This window comes from Clostridium sp. M62/1 (assembly GCF_020736365.1).
GTDB lineage: Bacteria > Bacillota > Clostridia > Lachnospirales > Lachnospiraceae > Otoolea > Otoolea saccharolyticum_A.
On sequence record NZ_CP085988.1, the window covers coordinates 3,758,351 to 3,778,512 of the forward strand.

A 20,162-nucleotide genomic window follows, 5' to 3' on the forward strand; every position below is an offset into this window, starting at 1 on the left:
ACTGCCCTGTGCAGAAATTCCTCTTTCTCCTCTTTCTTTCCCTGTCCCCTTCTGCCCCGTCCATTTAAAGGGCTTTCAGCATCACTTCTGGTAGAGCAGACAGGCCACGCTGTGTCCCGGTTTTGCTTCCATAAGCTCCGGCGTCTTTTCCCGGCAGGCAGCCATACAGTTTGGACATCTGCCGGCCAGAGGGCATCCCTTCATGTCTCCGATGGGGCTTGGTATCTCTCCCTTCAGCTCGATCTCCTCCTTTTTCTCAAAGGGGCTTTCCGGCGGTATGGCGGAGAGCAAAGCCTTTGTATAGGGGTGGAGCGGGTTTTTATAGATTTCATCTGCCTCACACAGCTCCACAATCCTTCCAAGATACATAATCGCCACCCTGTCAGAGATGTGCTTGATCACACCCAGATCGTGAGAGATAAAGATGTAGGTGAGATTATATTTTTTCTGTATATCCTCTAGCAGATTCAGCACCTGGGCCTGAACGGAAACATCCAGAGCCGACACAGGCTCGTCGCAGACAATGATCCTGGGATTTAGAGCCAGGGCCCTCGCCACATTGATTCTCTGGCGCTGCCCTCCGGAAAATTCATGGGGAACGCGGTGCACATGCTGGGCGTCAAGCCCCACCTCCTGCATCAGCTCCAGGACTGTTTTCTCTCTCTTTGCCGCATCCATCTCCGTCCGGTGGATCACCATGGGCTCAGCGATAATCTTCCCCGCCTCCTGCCTGGGGTCCAGAGATGCAAAGGGGTCCTGAAACACCATCTGCAGATCCTTTCTGGCATGCTTAAGCTCCTTTCCCCGAAGTTTCAGGAGCGATTTTCCCTCATATTCAATCTCACCGCCTGTAGGCTCATGGAGCCGCACCAGACACTTGCCGAAGGTAGATTTTCCGCAGCCTGACTCGCCGATGATTCCAAGGGTTTCTCCCTCATAAATATCGATGGATACGTTGCTCAGCGCATGAAGTATTTTTTTCTCTCCGCCGAAGGAAGCGGAACGCAGTCTGAAATCCTTGGACAGATTTCTGACTTTCAGAATAACCTTCTTAGTTTCCCCCATTCCTCTCCCCCCTTTTCAGTGCAGTTTTTCCATTCTGCCTATGGCAGGCAACAAAGTGTCCCGGCTCTGTCTCTGTCAGCTCAGGTACCTTTTCCATACAGATCGGGGAAGCATATGGACACCGGTTGTAAAAATTGCAGCAGGTTCCCGTCAGCCGCAGATCCGGCGGCATCCCGTCTATGGCCACCAGCCGTTTATTTGTATCATCCGACAGCTTCGGCATGGAATCAAGAAGCCCCCATGTATAGGGATGAAGGGGATTTCTGTAGAGTTCCTTAGCGCTCGTATATTCCACCGTCTTTCCCGCATACATGACCATTACACTGTCGCACATCTCCCACACAATTCCCAGGTTGTGAGTGATCATCAGGATGGCCACTCCCTTCTCCTTCTGAAGTCCCCGAAGGAGCTTCAGCACCTGGGACTGGACGGTCACATCGAGAGCTGTCGTCGGCTCGTCCGCTATCATCATTTTCGGCTCGCAGCAGATAGCCATGGCGATGATCACCCTCTGGCACATTCCGCCGGAGAGCTCATAGGGGTAGGAATTGATCCGGCTTTCCGGATTGGGAATTCCCACCTTTCTCAGGGCCTCAATGCTGATCTTCAGGGCTTCCTCCCTGCTGATCTCGCTGTGATGGGTCCGGATCATCTCCACCATCTGGCTTCCTATCTTAAACACCGGATCCAATGATGTCATGGGGTTCTGGAAAATCATGCTGATGTCCCGTCCCCGGAACTTCAGCAGCTCTTTCCCTGAGAGCGCTCTCACATCCCTGCCCTCAAAATTGATTTCCCCGTCCACAATGTTTCCGATTTTCGGCGGAAGGAGCCTGATAATAGAGGAGGCCGTCACACTTTTTCCGCAGCCGGACTCACCCACAATGCCGAGTATTTCTCCCTTGTCCAGGGTAAAGCTGACTCCGTCTACCGCCTTCACAGTTCCGCTGGCCAGGGAAAAATATGTTTTCAGATTTTTTACTGTCAATAAGCGTTCTCCCATACGTCCCTCCTGCCTATTTCTTCATCTTCGGATCCAGCACATCTCTCACACCGTCGCCGAACAGGTTAAATGCCAGCACAGTCAGCATGATAAACCCGCCGGAAAGCGTGGCAATATGCGGAGCTGTGTTCAGGCAGTCCTTGCCGGCCCGGAGGATATTTCCCCAGGAAGCCGTCGGCGGCAGAATTCCCAGTCCCAAAAAGCTCAGGGATGACTCTGCCAGGATCGCAGTCGCTATATTTAAGGTGGCGTAGACGATGATTGGAGAAATGGCGTTCGGCAGAATGTGGTGGACAAGGATACGGAATCCCGATGCGCCCAGCACCTTCTCTGCATTGCAGTATTCCTCATTTTTCAGAATCACCACCTGGCCCCGGACAATACGGGCAAATTTGGGAACATCCGCAATTCCGATTGCCATAATCACGTTGAAAAGGCCGGAGCCAAAAATCGTCATCAGGAAGATGGCCAGAAGAATAAACGGGAAGGCAAACATACCGTCCATAATTCTCATGATAATGCTGTCTGCCCATTTTCCATTGTATCCGGCGATCATGCCCAGAATGCTTCCCAGCACTCCGCCCATCAGTGTACCGCCCCAGGCCACTGCCATGGAGATCCTGGCGCCGTAGACAATACGGCTGAACAGATCCCTTCCCAGCTCGTCCGTGCCAAACAGGTGACCGTCTGTGCCCGGCGGCAGATATGCGTTTGCCAGGCTCAGGGCGTTGGGATCGTGGGTCGCGATCAGCGGGGAACAGACCGCAAACACTGTCATGATAAAAATGACGATAAAGCCGAAAACGGCGGTCTTGTTCCTCAAAAACTTGTGGAGCGCGTCATTGGAGCGTCGTTCCTTCCTGATCATCGCAGCATGGGATTCCTGGCTTAAGGCTCCCGCTTTCGTTACTTTGCTGTTCTCCATGCTCTACTGACCTCCTTTTGTGCTTTCTGCCGCAAACTTCGGGTTGATAATCATGTAAATAATGTCTGTGATCAGGTTGATGAACACAAAGGCAAAGGCCACGAGCACCACCGCACCCTGAATCAGAGAGTAGTCACGGTTGTCGATCGCCCCCACAATCAGGGAACCCATTCCAGGCCATGAAAAAATCGTTTCGGTCAGAATGGCGCCCGTAAACGCAGTCGCAAGCTGAAGGCCGAATACGGTCACAATGGGAGGAAGAGCATTTTTCAGAGCATGCTTCCAGAGGATCGCCTTCTCGCTCATGCCTCTCGCCCTGAGCGCCTTGATGGAATCATTGTTTATGACTTCCAGCATACTGGAACGGGTGATTCTGGTGAATGTAGCCGCCGGGGCTACCGTAAGGCAGATACAGGGCATAATCATGTGCAGCACCGTATCCCCAAAGCCTGACGTTCCCATGCCGAATGCGGGAAGAATTCCCAAGTTTACGCTGAACAGAAGCACCAGCATCAGAGCCAGCCAGAACCTGGGCATGGAAACTCCCACCAGCGCTATCACGGTTGCCAGGTAATCCCAGACAGAATACTGTTTCACTGCCGAGAGAATCCCCACGCTCAGCCCGATGACAACGGCAATGGCCATACTCGTCAGAGAAATCTGAAGTGTGTTGGGAAGCCTCTCAGCGATCAGCTCAAGAACAGGTCTTCCATAAGCGAAGGATGTACCGAAATCCCCGTGGAGAATATCCAGAATATACATCACATACTGCTCCGGTATACTTTTATCCATCCCCATCTCTGCCCGGAGCTTTTCAACCATCTCCGGCGTTGCCTGATCTCCCAGAACTGTAAGCACCGGATCTCCTGGTATCATCCTCGTAAAAATAAACGTAATCGTGAGAACGATCAGAAGAATCGGAATAATCTGGATCAGGCGCTTCAAAATCATTTTTGCCATAAAACACCACCCTTTTACATTTTTAGGCATTATCTGCAGTCTGCCTTCTACAATTTCTTGGTCAGTTTATAATACCACTGAATATCTGAAAAACACGGCGTTACATCCTCGTTTTTCGCTATTAATTCATCACTCCCCCTTCGTATACCCTCCATATAGTCCGTTTCTAAGTAAATATTCAAATTATTAGTATGATTATAAAAAAATATCAAACTATTGTCTAACAACTATTTTATTTTATCTTCACAATCTGTTAGCTGTTATTTTACAGAAATTTCCTGTTTTCACGGTTTACTCTTTTTTATTCTCCTATATTCATAACTATTCAGGATGTTTTTCGTAAGTATTGTCTTTTTACTTTATTTTTCGCAGAAATATCTGCTTTATTTTCAATACATAATTATTTGTCTGGTTATTATGTATCTTCAATTCTTTCTGACGCCCACAACCTTTAAGTTGTTGGATTTATCCGAAAATCTGTTGGACATTTTCACTATTTTATTTCTATACTTAACCACAAGAGTAATCTATTAAATAAAATCCGAAAAATACAGGGGGTAACAACTAAATGACAAAAAAAGAACGCATCAAAGCCGCCGTATCCGGCCAAAAGCCTGACTGTCTTCCCTACTCGCTCTGGACACATATGCCCGGTATTGACCTGGATCCGGTTCTTCTGGCTGAAAAGACTTATGAATTTTATAAAACCTATGACGTGGATTTCATCAAGACCATGAATAACGGTATGTATGCTATTGAGGATTTCGGCTGTGAGGTGGACTATTCAGATATTGAGAGAGGCGGTGTGGCCAGAGTCACAAAGACTCCCGTCCATGAGCCTGAGGACTGGCTCACTCTGAAAAAGTGTTCCTGCCATGAGGGCAGTCTGCACAGAGAGCTTGCCTCCTTAGAGCTCCTCCTTCAAAAGGTAAAAGGAGAGGATGTGCCTGTGGTGTTTACAGTATTCAGCCCTGCCACCACAGCCGATAAGCTGTCCGGCAAGAAAATGCTCTCCCACATCAGAAGCGGCCACGGGGAGATGGTCAAAAAAGCTCTTGAAATTATTACGGAGACTACCATGGAGGTGGCGGCAGAAGCTATCCGTCTGGGGGCTGACGGGATTTTCTTTGCCTCTCAGATGAGCTCCTATGATACCATGACGGCAGAGGAGTATATGGAATACGGGCGTCCCTATGACCTGAGAGTTCTGGAAGCCGCCGGGGACGGATGGCTTAACACCCTCCACGCCCACGGCAATAATATTATGTTTGAGGTTCTGAAGGACTATCCCGTTTCCGTCTTTAACTGGCACGCCTGGGAAACCCTGCCGGATCTGGACGAGGCTTTCTGCCTGACTGGAAAATGCCTGATGGGCGGCCTTCAGAGAATGGACATAACCAACCGGAACAAGAATGCCATTCAGCACCAGATTTTCGAGAGCTTCAAGCAGTTAAAGGGGCTCCATCAGATTCTCACACCCGGCTGCGTCATCCGCTACCCGCTGGATGATGAGATGCTAGAGTATGTAAAGCGCACTAAGGATTTTGTAGAGTCGAAAATGCAGAATCACATTTAATGGCGTTCCCGGTTCAGTGCATTCCCGTTCCGCCGGGGAATACTCCTGCAGAGCATGAGGCGGATTTTCCTGTTTTCATGATAAAAAGAACTGCGGGGGCGCGGCTTCAAGACAAGTTCCTTCCCATGGATCAAAAAAGAGGCAGAGAAACGGTTTCTCTGTCCTCTTCTCACAGCAGGCCGCTGCCGATGACCTGCTTTGCTATGGCGATAAATTCTCTGGCAGCCTTTGTCTGGTATTTATTTTTCAGATAGTTGACGGTAATCCGCTTGTGAGCCGATGGATAATCAAGGACAAACATCTTTGCCTTCTCCTGCCGGATCCTCGCATACATGGGACTGCTCTCCCCCAGGAATACCTTGGGCACTATGATAATTCCAAGGCCTGAAATACACAGGGAGATCATGGTCATAATATTGGCCGTCTCCAGGACAATATCCGGGGAAAATCCGCTGTCACGGCAGCTCCTTTCAAATACTGCGCCGATCCAGTTCTGATGCTTCATCTTGATAAACGGACAGTTTTTAAACACATCGATGGGCAGAGATTCCCGCCTTTCTATCTGAAGCCTTTCCTCTTTTGTGAAAAACTGTTCCAGGATGCAGGCAGGCACCAGAATCATGGTATGCTCCTCCTGCAGCGTTTCCGTCTGGATATTGGCCGGATCGTCCAGCTCAAAGCCTATGGTCAGATCCACCTTTCCCTTGTACAGGGCTTCGGTGATCTCGAGGGAGGTCTTTTCCATCAGATGGAGCTGAACCTGAGGAAATTCCCGGTGGAACCTCGTGATAAGAGGAGGAAGCATAACAGAGCCTCTGGCGTTTGGAATGCCCACGGTCAGCTCAGCGCTCCTGAAATCCCGTATATCCTGAAGCTCCAGCTCTGTCTGCTTTTTTACGTCCATAATCAGCTGGGCATTTTTGAGAAGCCTCTGCCCTGCCACGGTAAGCGTCAGAGGCGTATTTCTGTCAAAAAGCTGAACTCCGAAGTACTCTTCCAGCTTTGCAATGTGGTTGCTCAGTGACTGCTGGGAAATGTACAGGCGCTTTGCCGCCTTTGTAAAATTCATCTCCTCGGCTGCCACGATAAAATATTTCAGATTCAGAAAATTCATATAACACACCTCCCCGCCATCTTTATCTAACGATTATACGGCTGGGAGAGGCAAAAAGCAAGGTATATTATGTTTACCATAGCCCTTGCCCCGACAAACGATAATTTCTGTTAAGAAAGGATATTGATATGAACCAGTCAATCTGTGATCACTATACTGCAATTTTAAATACAGAGCTTATTACGGCTCTGGGCTGTACAGAGCCTATTGCCATCGCCTATGCGGGCGCAACGGTTCGGAAAGTCCTGGGAACCATGCCGGATCGCTGCGTGACAGCATGCAGCGGAAATATTATTAAAAATGTGAAGGGCGTCACGGTTCCCAATTCCGGCGGAATGAAGGGCATCGATACTGCCGCTGTTCTTGGCATTGTGGGAGGAAATCCTGAAAAGGTTCTGGCTGTTCTGGAGGATGTGACGGCCGAACAGATTGAACAGACGAAACGCCTGACCGCCTCGGGTTTCTGCCGGTGCGAGCTGGTCGAGGGGGTGGAAAACCTGTACATTGTCATCACCGCCTGCAAAGGCAGTGACTGGGCCCAGGTAGAAATCCGAAATTTTCACAGCAATATTACAAAAATCACAAAAAACGGCCGCACCCTCTTTGCATCTCCAAAGCAGGACGGCACTTCCTCCCCGGGACAGTCCCTGTTTCCGGACAAATCGCTTCTGAACGTCAGAGATATCCTGGACTATGCCGCATCGGTGGAGCTTGAAGCCATCCGCCCTGTCCTCTCCCGCCAGATCGCCTGCAACACGGCAATCTCCGAGGAAGGGCTTAAAAATCCCTGGGGAGTCCAGGTGGGCAGGACTCTCCTGAACGCTTACGGCTCCGGCAGCATAGCTGTCCGCGCCAGGGCTTCGGCGGCTGCCGGCTCTGATGCCAGAATGAGCGGCTGTCCTCTTCCGGTTGTCATCAACTCCGGCAGCGGGAATCAGGGTATGACCGTTTCTCTTCCCGTGATTGCATATGCCAGGGAATATCATATCAGCGATGAGCAGCTTCTGCGGGCTCTGGCCGTCAGCAACCTGATTGCCCTCCACCAGAAAAAATACATCGGAAGCCTCTCCGCCTACTGCGGAGCCGTCAGCGCAGCCTGCGGGGCAGGGGCAGGGATTGCCTGGATGTTCGGCGCTGGATATGAAGAGATCTCCCGGCTTATCACAAACACCATCGCCACCATCGGCGGCATGGTCTGTGACGGGGCCAAGCCCTCCTGCGCGGCGAAGATCGCTTCTGCCGTAGACTGTGCCATCACTGCCATGGAGCTTGCCCGCCAGGGCCTTTCCTTTCAGCCGGGCGAGGGGCTGGTGATGGAAAATGTAGAAAAAACCATTGAGAGTGTCGGCCGGATGGGACGCGAGGGCATGCGGTCCACAGATGTGGAAATTTTAAATATTATGCTCGGCAAATAAGAATAGCCTTCCTCCATTCCGGGTAAACTTATGCTGTAAGGACAGCCTGGCGGCTTCCTGATCCGAGTTTGCGGCAGACAGTTTCTGTCCTCTCTGTTTCTTGTCTGCGCCGGATTTTTGATGCTGCCAGGCAGGCTTCCATACGGAAAGGAATGATAGGGTATGCAGAAAACTTTAGGCGGAGCAGCTCTCACCCTCGCCATCATCGGCGCTGTCAACTGGGGGCTGATCGGCTTCTTCGGCTTCAATCTGGTTGCCTGGCTGTTCGGTACCTCGACCGTCTCCAAAATCATCTACGCGCTTGTAGGACTTTGCGGACTTTACCTGATCAGCTTTTACGGAAAACTAGGCAGCAGAGAATAGGCAAAAAACCTATAATGTACACTCTGGCAGGCAGGTGTTTTCACCTGCCTGTTCTCTCTGTCCGCTCCACAGCTGTTAAACACCAGCCAGGTAATTGTCTTTTCCATGCAACAATGATATAATGAGCACAAGCGAGCCTGCGAAAGCTTGCTCACGCGAGGCGAGCAGCGAATGGCGATCACAGGCTGTGCCGGCTTTCGGGCTAAGTTCCGCAGGATAACACCTATCAAAAATTAATTACCAGAAGGGAGAATATCATGGAAGATATGGAAATGAACCGTCTGCCTCTGATCGGCGACACTGCTCCCAGCTTTAAAGCTCTTACCACAAAGGGAACTGTCAATTTTCCTGAAGATTACAAGGGGAAATGGGTGCTGTTTTTCTCGCATCCCTCTGATTTTACCCCGGTATGCACCACAGAATTTATGACCCTTGCCTCCATGGCAGAAGAATTCAGGGCCCTGAATACAGAGCTTCTAGGGCTCTCTGTCGATTCCCTCTATTCCCATATCGCATGGGTACGCCGGATCGAGGAGCTTTCCTGGAACGGAATTGACCACGTGCATGTGGATTTTCCGGTTATCGCAGACCTGAATATGAAGGTATCTCACAAATATGGAATGCTTCAGCCAAATGTGTCCAGCACCCAGGCTGTACGGGCCGTATTTATCATCGATCCCCAGTCTGTGATCCGGGCAATCATCTATTATCCGCTGAATCTGGGAAGGAACTTTGACGAGATCAAGAGGGCTGTCCAGGCTCTTCAGAAGGCGGATGCCGAGCATTGCTCCACGCCGGCAAACTGGCGTCCGGGAGATGACGTGCTGATCCCTTCTCCGACTACCTGCGATGAGGCCAAGGAGCGGATGGAACACACACCGGAGGGCGAATACTCTCTTGACTGGTTCCTGAATTTCAGAAAAGAGAGCTAGCTTTTTATCCACTTTCCGCTTTCGGAAATGAAAAACCGTTATATCTCGATTCTACATATGGAGAAAGGCTGCTGCAAAAGGAAGGTTTCACAAACTTCCGTTTTACAGCAGCCTTTTTCACCAGGTCTTTTTCACCAGGTCTCTCTTCTCAGCCTATCCCATCAGGAAATCTAAAATATTCATAGCGCCGTCCGTCTCAGCCCGGTACAGCTCTGTGTATCCGCAGCTGCGGCAGCTGATCGTAATAAATTTCTTATTCTGAACATCAAAAATCTTTGCGAAATTTCCGCCTGTGGCCTGAAACTGATCGCTCACATACTCACCGCCCCCGCACTTGGGACATCTGTACTGCATTTTCTCCATATTCACCCTCCCTTCCAATCCGCCTGCCTGACTGTTTCATCAGCGGATCAGCTCTGCTTGTTTCTGCTCTGTGCCGCTTTCAGGGCAGGAATAAAGCACGGTCACTAAGTCGCCTTCCTGAGGCTCGCCCTCTAACTCCATAAGCTCCGAGCCTCTTTTTACGGTAACCTCTGTCTTATCATCCGCTTTTACCGTAAGCTCCTCCCCGCTCACTGCGCTCACCGTTCCGGAAACAAGGAATGCCGCCAGTCCGTCATCGCCGTCCCTGCCATCGCGCACCAGGACTACCTCCGTCTCTGTGGTATCGTCTCCCTGAATCCTCCCTGTGTAGAACAGGGTGGCATCGAGCCCCAGTGTCAGGCCGTCTGTGAAGCTGGCCGCCGAATCCTCCTTGGAAAAAATAATTCCGTCCGGATACTCCTGATTCTGAATGACAATGGAATTCATGGCAGCGTCCAGAACGGTTCCCGTCATCACGGAAACCGTCTCTGTCCCCTGTGTTTTTCCTTCTTCCTCTTGGCTCAAAGTCCCGGAGGTCTCCGAAGTATCATCCTCTGCCTCCTCCACAGCGCTCTGGGAGGCGCTCGCCGGCTTTGTCTCCTCCTGTCTTCCGCAGCCGGCTGCAAAGGTCAGCACTCCCACTGTCAGAGCCGCTGTCATGAGCCATCTGTCTCTCTTTTTCATGGCTGTCCATCTCCTTTCCCGTCAGCGCCCGTCCAAGAAAGAATCCTGCTTCGCAGGATTCTCCGCCAGCGGCGGGCCGCAAAAGCGACATTTTCCTCGTATTATATAGTAGTAGTGTTTATAGACCCTCTCCAAGGTCTGTATGCTATACTGTTTGGAGATACTGTGGATTGGTTTCATTTTCCTACCACTTGATGGTTACGGAAAGGCTCCAACCACAGTCTCTTTGTATCGTTGTTAATCAGTTAGATACCGCATGACGGTTGATTTAGAACGAGGTTACAAGCGCAGAGAGCTCTGTGGTCCTAAACAGTATCTAAATCTATTACTAAGGAGTGTTCTTATGATCTACGTTGGAATTGATGTCGCTAAGGATAAGCATGACTGCTTTATCACCAATTCAGATGGCAAAGTCCTTTTTCCGGTTTTTACCATTCAGAATAACCGGGATGGATTTGATGTTCTTTTTTCCAGGATTCAATCCTCTTCTTCAGATGTGTCCAATATAAAAGTAGGACTGGAGGCCACTGGACACTACTCTTACAACCTGCTCGGTTATCTTATTGACAAAGGTCTCCACACCTTCGTTATCAATCCGCTCCACACAAATCTTTACAGAAAAAGTCTCAGCCTTAGAAAGACGAAAACAGATAAGGTTGATGCCCGAACCATTGCTTTGATGCTCATGTCTGACGTGAACCTGAAGTCCTACTCAGATACATCATACCATAACGAGGAGTTAAAGTCACTCACCCGTTATCGTTTTCGTAAGGTTCAGGAACGCGCTCAGCTTAGACAGTCTGTTTCCAGGCTTGTTACCATTCTCTTTCCAGAATTGGAAAAACTTGTTCCTTCGCTTCATATCGCTTCTATCTACGCCCTTCTTTCCGAGTTTCCTTCTGCCGGAACGATTGCCTCCTGCCATTTGACACACCTGACGAAGCGGTTGGAAAACGCTTCAAAAGGCCGTTACAGCCGGGAGAAAGCGATTGAAATACGGAATGCTGCCAGAGCCTCCATCGGTTCCAACATGCCTGCCAAATCTCTGGAATTAAAGCACACACTCCGGCTAATTGGTGAACTGGATTCCGAAATCTCAGAAATTGAATCCGAAATCAAACGGATCATGGATGAAATCCATTCTCCCATCCTGACCATTCCAGGAATAGGCTACCGCATGGGCGCCATGATCCTGGCAGAGATTGGAGATTTCTCCCGCTTTGATTCGCCGGATAAGATCCTGGCATATGCCGGAGCTTCTCCATCTACCTATCAATCCGGGCAGATGGAATCCTCTTATTCCCACATGGAGAAACGGGGATCGCGCTATTTACGTTTTGCTCTGATCAATGCCACCAAATACGTCTGCCAATGGGATGAAACTTTCGGTGCATACCTTCAGAAGAAGATTTCTGAAGGGAAACACTACAACGTCGCCATCACCCACGCCGCAAAGAAACTTGTACGGTTAATTTACGCAATGGAAAAATCCGGCAAACCTTACATAAAAACGGCATAACTTTTTCTGCCCTATAACACTCTTTTAGAGCACCGATATCCGATGCTCTGTTTGTCGTGCGATTTTCAAGGTACAACGATCTATGAAATGCGTTCCCGCAATTCATTCAAAAGTCTTCATTTTAGACTTGACTTTTAATAGTTAGTCTTTCCGCCGCGCGCCGGCACAGGCCTTAAAACCTTCCGAATGTGTCTACCAGGAAGGCCAGATACCCTGTCTCCCTCTCTCCGAAGGCTCCCGGCTTCATCCTCCACTTCCAGTTTCCTCCAACCGTTCCCGGCGTATTCATTCTGGCCTCATTTCCCAGCCCGAGGACATCCTGCATCTGGAAAACTGCCACACTGGCAACCGAGCCATAGGCTGCCCGGAACACCTTGTCAGGCACCTCCTCGTGGTGTGCTGCTCCCAGATAATCCGCAATATACTGCAGCTCCCACCACTGCCTTGCCTCCGGCTTAAAGTAGCCCACCAGTGTCTCATTGTCATGAGTTCCTCCGTAAACCACGGAGTTTGGCTCATAACAGTGGGGCAGATGCTCGTTAAACCGGTCGCCGCTGAAGGCAAACTCGATGATTTTCATTCCCGGGTATCCAGTCTCCCGCAGAAGCTCCTTGACCGCCGGGCAGAAGATTCCCAGATCTTCAGCAATGATCTTTGCGTCCCCGGCCGCCTCATTGATGGCATCCGTCAGCTTCTTTCCTGGTCCCTGCTTCCACTCTCCCGTCTTTCCGTCCTCTGCCCCGTAGGGAATCGAATAATACTGCACCACACCGATGAAATGATCGATCCGCACCACATCGTAGAGTCTGGCAGAAGCCCTCATCCTGTCCTTCCACCAGGCAAAGCCGGTTTCCTCGATTTTATCCCAGTCGTAGAGCGGGTTTCCCCAGAGCTGGCCGTCATCAGAAAAGGCATCCGGCGGAACGCCCGCCACTCTGAGGGGTGTCAGCGTATCCGGATCCAGCTGGAACAGCTCCGGATGGGTCCACACATCCGCGCTGTCCAGGGCCACATAGATCGGGATGTCGCCGATTATGCTGATGCCCAGCCCGTTGACATAATTCTTCAGCTGTTCCCACTGCTCATAAAACTTAAACTGCAGAAACTTCCAGTAGCCAATCTCCTCCCTCAGAAGTTCCTCATACCTTTTTACAGCCTCCGGTTTTCTGAGCCGGATGGGCTCCTCCCATTTCATCCACTCTTTATTGCCGAAATGGCCTTTCAGAGCCATGTAGAGGGCATAATCGTCCAGCCAGTGGCTGTTTTTAGCACAGAATGCCCGGTACTCCTCTGTCTCCCCGTGACGGCTTCTTTCATAGGCTTTTTTCAGCAGCGGAAAGCGGTAATAATAGACCGCGTCATATTTGACCTCCTCCTCGCTGTCCAACCAGTAGCAGGCGTCAATCTCCTCCTTCGTCAGAAGCTCTTCCTCAAGAAGCGTGTCCAGATCAATGAAGTACGGATTTCCTGCAAAGGCAGAAAAAGACTGATACGGGCTGTCCCCATAGCTGGTGGGTCCCAGGGGCAGCACCTGCCAGTAGCTCTGTCTTGCCCGTTTCAGACTGTCTGCAAATTCATAGGCGCTCTTTCCAAAGGTGCCGATTCCATATGGAGCCGGAAGGCTGGAAATGGGCATAAGGATGCCCGCGCCCCGCTTCAGCATTGTTGTCATATGTAACTCTCCTGTAGTTATAATTCAGTTTTCATTTCAGCCGCGGCTTACTTTTGCCTATCGGCTCCCGCAGACTTACGATCCGGGTAAGAAACATATTTTTTACCTCACCCCTCTCACGGAAGGAGTATGCTTCGTATCTCCTCATAGGAGGCCGCCTGCATGGTCACCGCCGCTCCGCGGTCGTTTGCAATGCGTCCCGGGTTGTACCAGCAGGTGTCAATTCCCGCATTTTCCCCGCCTCTCATATCGGAGGTGAGGGAATCACCGATCAAAAGTACCTCCTCAGGCCTGACCGGATGTCTGTCCTTCTCCCCTGCCAGGCTGCAGCCGCTGCCCTCCCCTGCTCCCAGGGAGGCCTCCTCGATTTTTCGAAAACAGTAATCGAAAAATTCCTTCTGAGGCTTCTGGCTGCCCGCCTCCTCGGAAACAAATACACCGGAGAAAAAGGGCGTCAGTCCGCTTTTTTTAAGTCTTTTATACTGGGTTTGCGCCACCCCGTTTGTGGCTGCGTAAAGCCGGTACTCCCGGCTCAGATCCCGGCACAGTTCCAGGGCCCCCGGTATCAGAATCGCGCTTTCTCCCAGGAAGGCGCGGTAGAGAGCCTCCGCCTCTGAACTGACCTCCCCTCTGCCGTGTCCGGAAAAGAAAATTTCAAACCTTCTTATCAGAACCGTACTCTTTTCCAGCTTTCCCTCCTCAAAGAGCTCCCAGCACTGGCGGTTAATCTGGTGGTACTCCCGCACAAATTCGTCCTCCGGCTTCATTCCGAACCGGACAAGAACCTTTTTAAAGGCCTCTGACTCCGAGGCGTCGAAGTCCAGCAGAGTATTGTCAAGATCTAAGAACAGGGCCCGGTAGCGCTTTTTTCTCCTGTCTGCTTTTCCGAGCTTTCCGCTCCCCTGGCTTTCTTCTCCCATGTTTCTCTCTGTCAATCCCTGTATACCGCCTTTCCGCTGCAGATCGTCATCTTCACCTTTCCGAACAGTTCCCTTCCCGTAAACGGGGAGTTGGATGAGCGGGATACAAAAGGCCCTGCCTTAAACAGACGGGAGTCGTCAAAGATTACCAGATCTGCCGGTCCTCCCTCTGCCAGATACCCCGCATCCAGGCGGTACAGCCTTGCCGGGTTCAGGCACATTTTTTCAAAAAGCTGAACATAGCTGAGATGGCCTTTTTTCACCAGCTCTGTCACACAGAGAGGAAGGGAGGTCTCCAGGCCGATAATGCCGCTGGGAGCCTCCACAAGGGGCTTATCCTTCTCCTCTCTGCTGTGGGGCGCGTGATCCGTGGCAATCATATCGATGGTTCCGGCCTTCAGCGCCTCGATCAGTGCGAGCCTGTCCTCCTCGGTTCTGAGAGGAGGATTCATCTTGGCCAGTGTCCCGTGCTCCAGCACTGCCGTCTCGTTCAGAGTCAGGTGGTGAGGCGTCACCTCCGCCCACACATCTGCCCCGAGGGTCTTCGCCATGGCCACTGCAGCCACTGCATTCCTGGAGCTGATATGCTGGACATTGACGCAGGCCCCCGTATACAGGGCAATCATACAGTCCCTTGCCACCAGGGAATCCTCCGCCACTCTGGGCGATCCGCCGATCCCCAGCTTTTCGGAGACCTCTCCCCTGTTGATTCCGTTATTGGTGATAAACGCCGGATCCTCCTCGTGAAAGCTCAGGGGCACATTCAGCTTTTTTGCCCTCTCCATGGCTTCCATCAGGAGCTTCACATCCATAATCGGGACTCCGTCGTCCGTAAACCCGGCTGCCCCCGCTTCCCTCAGGGCTTCCATATCCGTGAGCTCCTTCCCCTTCATTCCCCGGGTAATATTGGCAGCTGAGAGCACATGGATGCCCGTATGGCTGCCCTTTTCCAGCACATACCTGAGCGTCTCCTCATTGTCAATCACAGGCTTCGTGTTTGCCATCATGACGACGGTTGTGAAGCCCCCTGCCTTGGCGCTTGCAGCTCCCGTCTCAATGTCCTCCTTATAGGTGAGTCCCGGGTCTCTGAAATGCACATGCACGTCCACAAGTCCCGGAGCCACCACCAGGCCTGAGGCGTCAACGATCTCTTCCCCCTCCTCCGGCTCCGGACAGCTCTCGCCGTCTCTGTAAATTTTTTCTATTTTCCCGTCTTTTATAACAATATCTGCGATTCCGTCAAAACCGCTTCCCGGATCAATCATCCGGCCATGTTTAATTATCATCCCATATTCCTCTGCTGATTTTCGTTTTCTGCTTTTATTTTAATTTTTATTTTCTAATTTTTGTGTCGTGATTTCATCTCGTCTTTCTCTCTGCTGACCAGACGGTTCCTCTGCTATTTCATCTTCCTCGGCACAATTTCCAGCCAGTAGTTGTCCGGATCTGCGATAAAATAGATCCCCATGGAAGGATTCTCAAAACAGATACAGCCCATCTCCTCATGCTTTTTATGGGCCTCCTCCATATCATCCACCTCAAAAGCCAGATGAAATTCATTGTCTCCCAGGTTGTAGCTGTCCTTTTCCCAGTCTCTGAGCCAGGTCAGTTCAAGCTGGTGCGGGGTAACACCGTCCCCCAGATACACGAGAATGAAGCTGCCGTCGGCTGCCTCCTTCCTGCGCACCTCCTTAAGTCCCAGGGCCTCCTCATAAAATTTCAGGGATTTCTCCAGATTCATGACGTTGAAATTGTTGTGTGCAAATGTAAATTTCATATCTCAAACTCCTCTCCTTCTCTCTCAATCTCCTTAATCCTGCTGCGGTACGGCTCGCTGCAGGGAAGCTCTCTGAGCTTTTTTACAACTGTATAGTCTTTCCAGAAGTGAATCGGAAATACAGTCTCTGCCTTTACCCGGCGCAGGAAATCGTCCATTCCCAGATAGAACCACTGCTCCTGTCGGGGATCCAGAGGGATAAATGCAGCATCTGCCCCTTCCGGGTGATCGGCAGCGATTTTTTCCACCTCCCGCCTGTAATTGGCGGCCATATTGTGGTTCCAGGCTTTATCCTCCCCCTCCCACCACCAGTTATTCAGATCTCCTGCATGGTAAATCTCCTGTCCGTCTGCAGTCACCCAGAAGGCCACTCCCTCATCTGTGGATTTGTAGGTCTGAACCCGCAGAGTGATTCCTTCTCTGTCTGCCGCAGACGCAAACACCTCCCCTGGCTTCACAAACCGGATTTTCCCCTCTGCCCTGGGGGGAATCCTCCGTCCCCTGATGTCTTTTGAGAGAATATAATGCACGTCCTCCCTGTCCTCAAGAAGCTCAAAAATAACCGGGCTGTAGTGATCTTCATGGAAATGGCTGGCAAACACAAACAGCGGCTTTTTTTCATCCCATGCAGGAAGCTGTCCCTTAAAATAGTCAAACAGCAGCACTGCATGTTCTGTCTCCACGGAAACGCCGCTGTGGTGGATATAGGTAATTTTCATCTTCTCTCCTCCTGATAGATCTGCCTGCACAAACCTGCGCCAAAGCCTGTACCCTGCATCTGTTTTCATTATAACGGACACCTGTAAAAAATACAACGATTCTCGAAAAACGGCGGCCGGACATCTCTTCGCCCGCCGCCGTTATCTCTGCATTTATTTCTCTGCATCCTTTTTCGCCTGTGCTTTTGCCAGGAATTTTTCATTGCCTACAATAAATCTCTCATGGGTTCCCTCACCGATTACGCCTGCAGCATCGTAGCAGGTTACATGGAACACAAGGCGTCTTCTGTCTACCTCTGTAAGCTCGCTTTCACACCACACCTTCATTCCCAGAGGTGTCGCAGAGCTGTGGGAGATCGTTAAGCTGGTTCCCACGGTTCCCTCTCCCTCATTCAGGTACGGTGCCACAGACTTCCAGGAGGTCTGCTCCATCAGTGCCACCATAGCCGGCGTCGCAAAGACCGGTAAAAGGCCGCTGCCAACTGCTGCCGCTGAATTCTCCTCTGTCACCATAACTTCTTCTCTGCCCTTAATTCCCACTTCTAACATGTTCATTTACCTCTCTTTGCTTTTCTGATTCTATTTATCTGTCCTGCTGTCCCAAATGTTCAGCAGGTTCAGCTCTTGCTGTCAATCTTTCGGTTGGCGCTGTGGCACTCAAAAGGCCTGACCCCTGCTCTCATCCTGCCGGCTGGATGCCTGCAAAACAGAGTATTCTCTGGAGAATTTCCGTTTTTACCTTCTGTCAAGGGGCTCTCCGCAGTAGGGGCAGTAGGAATAATCTTCAGAGACAGAGGCTCCGCATCCGGGGCAGGTGCGCTCCTCCTCAAAATCGGAGAGCTCAAAGCTCCTTCCGCCCGCTTTTATAAGCGTCAGATCTTCCTCCCGTATATCCACGCTCTCCCCTCTCAGGATTTTCATTCCCACTTCCCGATCCAGCTCATAGACAGAACCGCAGCAGGACATTTTTACATAGAACTGGCGGTTCCATTTAAAAACAGGAATAAAAAAGAAGCTGAAATAGGTGTATGTCATGAAAACCTGGTATCTCCCGTATCCGCCGCATCTGCTGCAGATAACCGTTTTCAGGTAATTAAGCTGCTTTACAGCCGAGCTGATCCCGCCTATAAAAATCATATTTCTCCTTCCTCTTTGCCGCATTCCCAGCCCTTCTGACGTCTGAATGCCTGTCCGAAAAAATCTGATACAAGTATACAAAATCATACCGGGTTTCGCAACCGATTTTCCTCTATAATTTTATCAGAAGCCTGCGCTTTTCTTTCTTCTGCCTTTCCCCCGGTCTTTTCTCTGTCCCCTTTCTCTCCCTTTTTTCTTCCCTTTTTTCTCACTCCTTTTTTCTCTCCCCCTCTTTCTCTGCCTTTTTTTCTTTTCCTCTCTGCCAGGCTGTCCCATCTCTGTTTCCATGCCATTCCAGGTCAGCTGGTGGCTAAACTCTCAAAACCTCTTGTATTTCGCCAGAGGCGCTGTTATAACTAGATAAGGGCTGACAGCGACAGCCGATACGTGAAAGGAAGCAGACAATGGTTCATAGAATACAAAAGAAAATTTCTTATATGGATTTGAGACAGATCGCCGATTCCGGCCAGTCCTTCCGCATGGCGAAGCTGCAGGACAAGCGTTTTTCTGTTATAAGCGGGGAGCATTACCTGGAGATTGTTCAGGGACCGGGCGAGGACCATGCAGCAGAACGGTCTTTCACCTTTTGCTGTGATGAGGAAGAGCTGCACTTCTGGGAACACTACTTTGATCTGGAACACGATTATGGGGTTTACATAAATTCCGTCAGAAAGAGAGACTCCTATCTGTCGCAGGCAGCCCGGGCCGGAAGCGGCATAAGAATTCTGAATCAGGATCCCTGGGAGATGGTTATCACCTTTGTCATCTCACAGCAGAAAACCATCCCAAAGATCAGGGAGGCAGTGGAAGCTTTAAGCAGAAACTATGGGACGCGGCATGAAACAGTGGTAAACGATGACGAAGGGGAGCATACCGTCGTCTGGTACAGCTTCCCGACCCCGGCGCAGCTCTCAGCGGCATCGGAGACAGAACTGCGGGAGCTGAAGCTGGGGTACCGGGCCAAGTATATTTTTCGCCTCTGCCAGGATGCTGTGGAGGGGCGGCTGGATTTGGAACTGCTCCAGAGGCTGAGCTACGGCGAGGCCATGACCTATCTTGGCAGCTTTTACGGAATCGGAACAAAGGTTGCCAACTGTATCTGCCTGTTCGGCCTTCACCATATCGAGGCCTTTCCCGTGGACACCTGGATCGAGCAGATCCTGATGGCGGAATATTACAGGAAACGGAAGAAAAAATATGACTCCCTTCCAAAGTCCAAGCTGTATCAGGAAATGATTGCCGATCACTTTGGCATGTACAAGGGGTATGCGGGGGTTATGCAGCAGTATATATTCTATTATGAGAGGGTGAGGAGAGGGAAGGTGAGGTAGAAAATTTCTTGGCCAGAACAGGCTTCCAATCCTGAGTTGCGGTACGGGCTTATCGGCAGCGGTGTCTTGCGCTTCAGGGCCTTCCTTCTCATTTGTGAGAAAGTTTCAGGGGCAGGTGTAACTCGTATGAGTCACACCTGCCCCTGTTTGGGAACATCTATTTCCCAACTGCATTGCGGTTTGTGTAAGAAGAACTGTTAAAGTTAGTTGAAATAACCATAATCAAACGTGCTGGTAATAGATTCCTTTAAGGAACCATCCTTATATGCTTTTGATTTCACCTGAATTCTGTAGCTGTATCCTTTTTCTACATAATATGTTTTACGAAAGTCTACAATATGAGGAGCACCAGAAGAAGATTCTTCCGACCAAGATTTGATTGTTTTCCATGTACTTCCTTCTAATCTCTGTAAATTGCAGTCTGCTTTTACCTCATCAACCAAACTTCTGTTTGCAGAAACAGTTGCAAGAATTGTAGCCTTGCCGCTACTGCTTATATCCAAATCCCCTACAACGGTAGTAAAGTATGACCACCTTGGATCAACCTGGGTCTTTGCAAATGCTGTCGTTGAAAAACTCAAAACTGCACTTACAATCAACAATAACTGTACAATTCTTTTTACTCTTTTCATAGTAAATCCTCCTTTATGTTGTTCTATATTTATACACGAAAAAAACTTAATCAAT

At 50.3% G+C, this 20,162-nt stretch carries 21 protein-coding genes; 6 read left to right on the plus strand and 15 right to left on the minus strand.

Features of this window, described 5'->3' with window-relative positions; genetic code table 11:
- Positions 1–81: 81 nt before the first annotated feature.
- Genes LK436_RS17460 through LK436_RS17475 form a run of 4 tightly spaced genes read right to left on the minus strand, consistent with a single transcriptional unit; the run spans position 82 to position 3,953 of the window.
- On the minus strand, positions 82–1,065 hold the full coding sequence (locus tag LK436_RS17460) for an ABC transporter ATP-binding protein (protein ID WP_008399229.1): 984 nt from the start codon (positions 1,063–1,065) through the stop codon (positions 82–84).
- The gene (locus tag LK436_RS17465; RefSeq protein ID WP_008399227.1) at positions 1,052–2,068 is read right to left on the minus strand and encodes an ABC transporter ATP-binding protein; all 1,017 of its coding nucleotides are present in this window, start codon (positions 2,066–2,068) and stop codon (positions 1,052–1,054) included. The genes LK436_RS17460 and LK436_RS17465 overlap by 14 nt, the downstream gene beginning before the upstream one ends.
- 13 nt (positions 2,069–2,081) lie before the next feature.
- Entirely contained in the window at positions 2,082–2,993 is a 912-nt protein-coding gene (locus LK436_RS17470; protein ID WP_008399226.1) for an ABC transporter permease, read from the minus strand.
- A 3-nt stretch (positions 2,994–2,996) separates the two neighbouring features.
- The gene (locus tag LK436_RS17475; RefSeq protein WP_021965576.1) at positions 2,997–3,953 is read right to left on the minus strand and encodes an ABC transporter permease; all 957 of its coding nucleotides are present in this window, start codon (positions 3,951–3,953) and stop codon (positions 2,997–2,999) included.
- Positions 3,954–4,521: 568 nt separating this feature from the next.
- Between LK436_RS17475 and LK436_RS17480 the strand changes: the two genes are divergently transcribed.
- Positions 4,522–5,529 carry a uroporphyrinogen decarboxylase family protein gene (locus LK436_RS17480; RefSeq protein ID WP_008399222.1) on the plus strand — a complete coding sequence of 336 codons (1,008 nt, stop codon included), beginning with the start codon at positions 4,522–4,524 and terminating at the stop codon, positions 5,527–5,529.
- Positions 5,530–5,698: 169 nt separating this feature from the next.
- Here LK436_RS17480 and LK436_RS17485 read toward each other — a convergent pair whose 3' ends face one another.
- On the minus strand, positions 5,699–6,643 hold the full coding sequence (locus tag LK436_RS17485) for a LysR family transcriptional regulator (protein WP_008399221.1): 945 nt from the start codon (positions 6,641–6,643) through the stop codon (positions 5,699–5,701).
- A gap of 128 nt (positions 6,644–6,771) precedes the next feature.
- On the opposite strand from LK436_RS17485, the gene LK436_RS17490 reads away from it, so the two are divergent.
- The 3 genes from LK436_RS17490 to LK436_RS17500 all read left to right on the plus strand — a co-directional run bounded on the left by LK436_RS17490 (position 6,772) and on the right by LK436_RS17500 (position 9,353).
- A complete protein-coding gene (locus tag LK436_RS17490) occupies positions 6,772–8,058 on the plus strand; it encodes a serine dehydratase subunit alpha family protein (RefSeq protein WP_008399220.1) in 1,287 nt (428 codons plus the stop codon).
- Positions 8,059–8,220: 162 nt separating this feature from the next.
- Complete coding sequence (locus tag LK436_RS17495) at positions 8,221–8,421, plus strand: DUF378 domain-containing protein (protein WP_008399219.1); 201 nt, start codon at positions 8,221–8,223, stop codon at positions 8,419–8,421.
- Between the two features lie 257 nt (positions 8,422–8,678).
- A complete protein-coding gene (locus LK436_RS17500) occupies positions 8,679–9,353 on the plus strand; it encodes a peroxiredoxin (RefSeq protein WP_008399217.1) in 675 nt (224 codons plus the stop codon).
- A 153-nt stretch (positions 9,354–9,506) separates the two neighbouring features.
- On the opposite strand, the gene LK436_RS17505 is transcribed toward LK436_RS17500, so the two are convergent.
- Both LK436_RS17505 and LK436_RS17510 read right to left on the minus strand, forming a co-directional pair.
- Entirely contained in the window at positions 9,507–9,716 is a 210-nt protein-coding gene (locus LK436_RS17505) for a zinc ribbon domain-containing protein (RefSeq protein ID WP_008399215.1), read from the minus strand.
- A 39-nt stretch (positions 9,717–9,755) separates the two neighbouring features.
- Entirely contained in the window at positions 9,756–10,400 is a 645-nt protein-coding gene (locus tag LK436_RS17510) for a hypothetical protein (protein WP_008399214.1), read from the minus strand.
- 343 nt (positions 10,401–10,743) lie between these two features.
- On the opposite strand from LK436_RS17510, the gene LK436_RS17515 reads away from it, so the two are divergent.
- Positions 10,744–11,919: an IS110 family transposase gene (locus tag LK436_RS17515; RefSeq protein WP_044930339.1), complete on the plus strand. Its 1,176-nt coding sequence runs from the start codon at positions 10,744–10,746 to the stop codon at positions 11,917–11,919.
- A 172-nt stretch (positions 11,920–12,091) separates the two neighbouring features.
- Here the strand turns inward: LK436_RS17515 and malQ are convergent, their stop codons facing one another.
- From malQ to LK436_RS17550, 7 genes are all read right to left on the minus strand, one after another.
- Positions 12,092–13,591, minus strand: a complete 1,500-nt coding sequence (malQ, locus tag LK436_RS17520; protein WP_015573405.1) for a 4-alpha-glucanotransferase — start codon at positions 13,589–13,591, stop codon at positions 12,092–12,094.
- A 116-nt stretch (positions 13,592–13,707) separates the two neighbouring features.
- Complete coding sequence (locus tag LK436_RS17525; RefSeq protein WP_021965579.1) at positions 13,708–14,526, minus strand: HAD family hydrolase; 819 nt, start codon at positions 14,524–14,526, stop codon at positions 13,708–13,710.
- Positions 14,523–15,797: a dihydroorotase gene (locus LK436_RS17530; protein ID WP_008399207.1), complete on the minus strand. Its 1,275-nt coding sequence runs from the start codon at positions 15,795–15,797 to the stop codon at positions 14,523–14,525. Before LK436_RS17530 ends, LK436_RS17525 begins: the two co-directional genes overlap by 4 nt.
- A 113-nt stretch (positions 15,798–15,910) precedes the next feature.
- Positions 15,911–16,288: a VOC family protein gene (locus tag LK436_RS17535; protein ID WP_008399205.1), complete on the minus strand. Its 378-nt coding sequence runs from the start codon at positions 16,286–16,288 to the stop codon at positions 15,911–15,913.
- A complete protein-coding gene (locus LK436_RS17540) occupies positions 16,285–17,007 on the minus strand; it encodes an MBL fold metallo-hydrolase (protein ID WP_044931800.1) in 723 nt (240 codons plus the stop codon). The genes LK436_RS17535 and LK436_RS17540 overlap by 4 nt, the downstream gene beginning before the upstream one ends.
- Positions 17,008–17,160: 153 nt before the next feature.
- The gene (locus tag LK436_RS17545; RefSeq protein ID WP_015544250.1) at positions 17,161–17,556 is read right to left on the minus strand and encodes a thioesterase family protein; all 396 of its coding nucleotides are present in this window, start codon (positions 17,554–17,556) and stop codon (positions 17,161–17,163) included.
- Between the two features lie 186 nt (positions 17,557–17,742).
- On the minus strand, positions 17,743–18,144 hold the full coding sequence (locus tag LK436_RS17550) for a zinc ribbon domain-containing protein (protein WP_021966793.1): 402 nt from the start codon (positions 18,142–18,144) through the stop codon (positions 17,743–17,745).
- Between the two features lie 404 nt (positions 18,145–18,548).
- Between LK436_RS17550 and LK436_RS17555 the strand changes: the two genes are divergently transcribed.
- The gene (locus tag LK436_RS17555) at positions 18,549–19,475 is read left to right on the plus strand and encodes a DNA glycosylase (protein WP_008399198.1); all 927 of its coding nucleotides are present in this window, start codon (positions 18,549–18,551) and stop codon (positions 19,473–19,475) included.
- 203 nt (positions 19,476–19,678) lie between these two features.
- Here LK436_RS17555 and LK436_RS17560 read toward each other — a convergent pair whose 3' ends face one another.
- A complete protein-coding gene (locus LK436_RS17560; RefSeq protein WP_008399196.1) occupies positions 19,679–20,107 on the minus strand; it encodes a hypothetical protein in 429 nt (142 codons plus the stop codon).
- Positions 20,108–20,162: the final 55 nt, after the last annotated feature.